Genomic DNA, 3,950 nt, shown 5'->3' with positions numbered 1-3,950 from the left:
TATTTAAATAAGTCCCTATTTAAATAAGCTCCTATCAAGCTAAGCCTGAAAATAACTGCAACTTGCTTTATAATATTTCGCTACTATTATGCTATAAGCTATAAGAAGCTATATAAAATACATCGGCTTTGAAAATGGAAAGCCAATAAACATATAAAGTCTATAAAGCCTATAAAAAAAGCTAGGCTATAAAACACGCTTATAAATTTACAACCCGAATTATAACCCTATCTTTATTCACATTGTTTGCTTAGTTTTTTTATTCACCGATTTCAACAGGATGCTTAATTTCATGACTACTCCTAGCACACTACAATCGCAGACGCCTATAAGCAGTATCCGTGAAGATTCAATATGTACCACTGATATCTTAGAAGTGGCTAAGCTGTCTCGTCTTGCCGTCGATGAAGAAGCGGCTAAAAATTTCGCCGATGATATTGCAAAAATTTTAGACATGATGCAAACCCTATCTAGCGTAAACACCGACAATTTGACACCGCTAGCCAATGTACATGAAGCCGCTCAAGAATTAAGAGCTGATATTCCGAATGCTGATATTGACCGCGAATTAAATCAATCTGTAGCACCTGCTGTAGAACAAGGTTTGTACTTGGTTCCTCAAGTTATCGACTAGTCTTAGCTAAGTTTAAAGCTGATTATAGAAAAATCATTTATTTAAAAAAGTGCTACTTTTAGTTATTAATAATAATTTGTAAATAACTGTTCTTAAAAAATAAGCGTGCTATAAATTCTAATTAACACCCCTACTGCTGATAAATAATAATGGACACCCAATATGTCTGACCTACATCACTTATCCGTTGCTCAACTTGCTGACGGTTTAAAAACCCAACAGTTTAGTAGCTTGGAACTGACAGATCATTTTTTAAAACGTATTCACCAGCTTGACGACAAAATCAATAGTTTTATTACTGTCGATGAAGAAGGTGCTCGCAAGGCTGCAAAAGCTGCTGACGAAAAGCGCAGCTCAGGCGATGCTGCTTTTTTGCTGGGTATCCCTATGGCCCACAAAGATCTGTTTTGTACCAAAGGTCTATTGACAACCTCAGGCTCAAAAATGCTTCACAACTTCGTATCCCCTTACGATGCTACGATTGTCTCTAACATTCGTGAGGCAGGTGCCGTGTGCCTAGGTAAGCTAAACATGGATGAGTTTGCTATGGGCTCTGATAATGAAAGCTCTTATTATGGGGCGGTGCATAACCCTTGGGACATTGAACGTGTTCCCGGCGGCTCATCAGGCGGATCTGCTGCTGCTGTTGCTGCAGGTTTTGTACCGTTTGCCACTGGCAGTGATACTGGTGGCTCTATTCGACAACCTGCGTCCTTCTGTGGCTTAACCGGTATAAAGCCTACTTATGGTAGCGTATCACGCTTTGGTATGATCGCTTATGCTTCAAGTTTGGATCAAGCCGGTACATTTGGTCGTTCAGCTGAAGATTGTGCTTACTTGCTACAGCCTATGGTAGGTCATGACCCTCGAGATGCCACTTCTATCAAACGTGAAGTGCCAAATTACTTAACTGAAATGCATACTTCCGCTGAACAAGCAGATGCAAATAAGCCATTTGCAGGATTACGTATTGGTATCGCTAAAGAATATTTTGGTCAAGGTCTAGACGCAGAAGTTGATAGTAATGTTCGTAGTGCGCTTAAGCAATATGAAGACTTAGGAGCAACGATTGTAGAGGTCCATATTACCGATCCTGCTATTACCCTAGCCACTTATTATATGTTGGCTCCTGCAGAAGCTTCTTCTAACCTTTCTCGCTTTGATGGCGTGCGTTTTGGTTATCGCTGTGAGCAACCAAAAGATTTAGCAGACTTATATACCCGGTCACGCTCTGAAGGCTTTGGTGATGAGGTTCAACGCCGTATTCTAATGGGAACCTATGCGCTATCAGCTGGCTACTATGATGCTTACTACACCAAAGCTCAAAAAGTACGCCGTTTAATTGTAGAAGACTTCAAAAAAGCCTTTGAACACTGTGATGTTATTGCCAGTCCTACTGCTCCAACGGCTGCCTATAAGCTGAATACAGCACTAGATCCTGTGACTATGTACTTAGGTGACGTGTATACCATTGGCGTCAACCTAGCTGGCTTGCCTGCCATCAGCATGCCAGCAGGGTTCACTGAAACTGGACTTCCTATAGGTCTTCAATTAATTGGTAACCACTGGGATGATAGCAAATTGTTATCCACCGCACATCTCTTCCAGCAACACACTGACTATCATACTAAACTATCTGCTACTGCACAGGAGAGCATCTAATGACTGCTATCACTGAAAGTAACACTACCCATCAGCCCGTTCGCAAAGAATTATTGATTGACGGCTATGAAGTGGTCATTGGTATTGAAATTCACTGCCAACTAAATACCGACAGTAAAATCTTTTCCAGCTCGCCAACGAAGTTTGGTAATGAGCCAAATACGCAAGCGAATATTGTTGATTTGGGCTTACCTGGTGTGTTGCCAGTATTGAATGAAGGGCTTATTGAGCGTGCTTTGAAATTCGGTATAGGGGTGAATGCAGAGCTGGGTATGCTCAATACTTTCGACCGTAAAAACTATTTCTACCCTGACTTGCCAAAAGGTTATCAAATTACGCAAATGGCCAATCCTATTGTGGGCAAAGGCTATATTGATATTGTAGTGAATGAAGGCGAAAAAAACGAATATGCAAAGCGAATTGGTATCACCCGTGGTCATTTAGAAGAAGATGCGGGCAAATCTGTGCACGATGCAGTCACAGGTATGACGGGCATTGACTTAAACCGTGCTGGCACGCCTCTAATTGAGATTGTTTCTGAGCCAGACATGCGTTCTTCAAAAGAAGCCGTAGCATATATCAAAGCCATTCATCAGTTGGTAACTTGGTTGGACATCTCTGACGCTATTATGGCAGAAGGCTCTTTTCGCTGTGACTGTAACGTGTCAGTTCGTCAGCCTGGTGAAGAATTTGGTACCCGTACTGAGCTTAAAAACTTAAACTCTTTTCGTAATATCGAAAATGCCATTAACCGTGAAATTGAGCGTCAAATCGACATCATCGAAGATGGTGGTTCAATCATTCAGGCGACGATGTTGTACGATCCTGAAGCCGATGAAACGCGTATTATGCGTACCAAAGAAGATGCAGATGATTACCGTTATTTCCCAGATCCAGACCTGTTACCGGTTCGAATCGAACAACATACGGTTGATGCGATTCGTGCCAGTATGCCTGAGTTACCTGTTATCCGTCGTTCGCGATTTGAGAAGGATCTTGGCTTGTCTGAATATGATGCCCGTATTTTAACCGACAGCCGTGATTTAGCCGATTATTTTGAGGCGGTAATTGAGTCGGTAGGTACAGAGCATGCAAAATTAACGGCTAACTGGATTATGGGAGATTTACTTGGTGCTTTGAACAAAGAAGACAAAGACATCACTAAGTCTCCAATTAGTACTGAACAATTGGCTGGCTTGTTAAAACGTTTAAATGACAATACTTTATCTGGTAAATTGGCGAAGCAAGTGTTCACGGCTTTATACGACGGTGAAGGCGGTAACGATGTTGATGCTGCTGATAAAATCATCGATGCCAAAGGCTTAAAGCAAGAAACCGATACTGGAGCTATTAAAGCGATAGTCGAAGAGGTTATTGCCAATAACCAAGCAATGGTAGATGAGTATAAAGGTGGTAAAGAAAAAGCCTTTAATGGCTTGGTTGGTCAAGTTATGAAAGCCAGCCGTGGTAAGGCGAACCCGCAGCAAGTCAACCAAATCCTAAAAGAGATTTTGGATTAATAGTGGTATAGGGGTTGCATTAAGTTTATTTATCAGTAAAATAGTTTTTCCATCGGGGCGTAGCGCAGTCTGGTAGCGCACTACACTGGGGGTGTAGTGGTCGCAGGTTCAAATCCTGCCGTTCCGACCAAACA

Annotated in this window: 3 protein-coding genes and 1 tRNA gene; all 4 read left to right on the top strand. The window is 41.8% G+C overall.

All coding sequences use genetic code 11. The annotated features are described in order from the left end of the window. Positions 1-292 precede the first annotated feature (292 nt). The 4 genes from gatC to QZ265_RS10085 all read left to right on the top strand — a co-directional run bounded on the left by gatC (position 293) and on the right by QZ265_RS10085 (position 3,946). Entirely contained in the window at positions 293-634 is a 342-nt protein-coding gene (gene gatC, locus QZ265_RS10100) for an Asp-tRNA(Asn)/Glu-tRNA(Gln) amidotransferase subunit GatC (protein ID WP_296405837.1), read from the top strand. A gap of 162 nt (positions 635-796) precedes the next feature. Next, positions 797-2,296, top strand: coding sequence for an Asp-tRNA(Asn)/Glu-tRNA(Gln) amidotransferase subunit GatA (gatA, locus tag QZ265_RS10095; protein ID WP_296405835.1), 1,500 nt, complete (start codon positions 797-799; stop codon positions 2,294-2,296). Continuing rightward, the gene (gene gatB, locus QZ265_RS10090) at positions 2,296-3,816 is read left to right on the top strand and encodes an Asp-tRNA(Asn)/Glu-tRNA(Gln) amidotransferase subunit GatB (protein WP_296405833.1); all 1,521 of its coding nucleotides are present in this window, start codon (positions 2,296-2,298) and stop codon (positions 3,814-3,816) included. The genes gatA and gatB overlap by 1 nt, the downstream gene beginning before the upstream one ends. A gap of 53 nt (positions 3,817-3,869) precedes the next feature. Then, a tRNA-Pro gene (locus tag QZ265_RS10085) sits at positions 3,870-3,946 on the top strand. The last annotated feature ends 4 nt before the right edge of the window (positions 3,947-3,950 follow it).

It is taken from the genome of Psychrobacter sp. (genome assembly GCF_018260395.1).
In the GTDB taxonomy this organism is placed as follows: Bacteria; Pseudomonadota; Gammaproteobacteria; order Pseudomonadales; family Moraxellaceae; genus Psychrobacter.
This window is presented reverse-complemented; position numbering and strand designations above follow the sequence as displayed.

Bases quoted from the DNA above. Each gene is read 5' to 3' on its own strand.
- gatC (WP_296405837.1), top strand. From the start codon at position 293: ATGACTACTCCTAGCACACTACAATCGCAGACGCCTATAAGCAGTATC.
- gatA (WP_296405835.1), top strand. From the start codon at position 797: ATGTCTGACCTACATCACTTATCCGTTGCTCAACTTGCTGACGGTTTA.
- gatB (WP_296405833.1), top strand. From the start codon at position 2,296: ATGACTGCTATCACTGAAAGTAACACTACCCATCAGCCCGTTCGCAAA.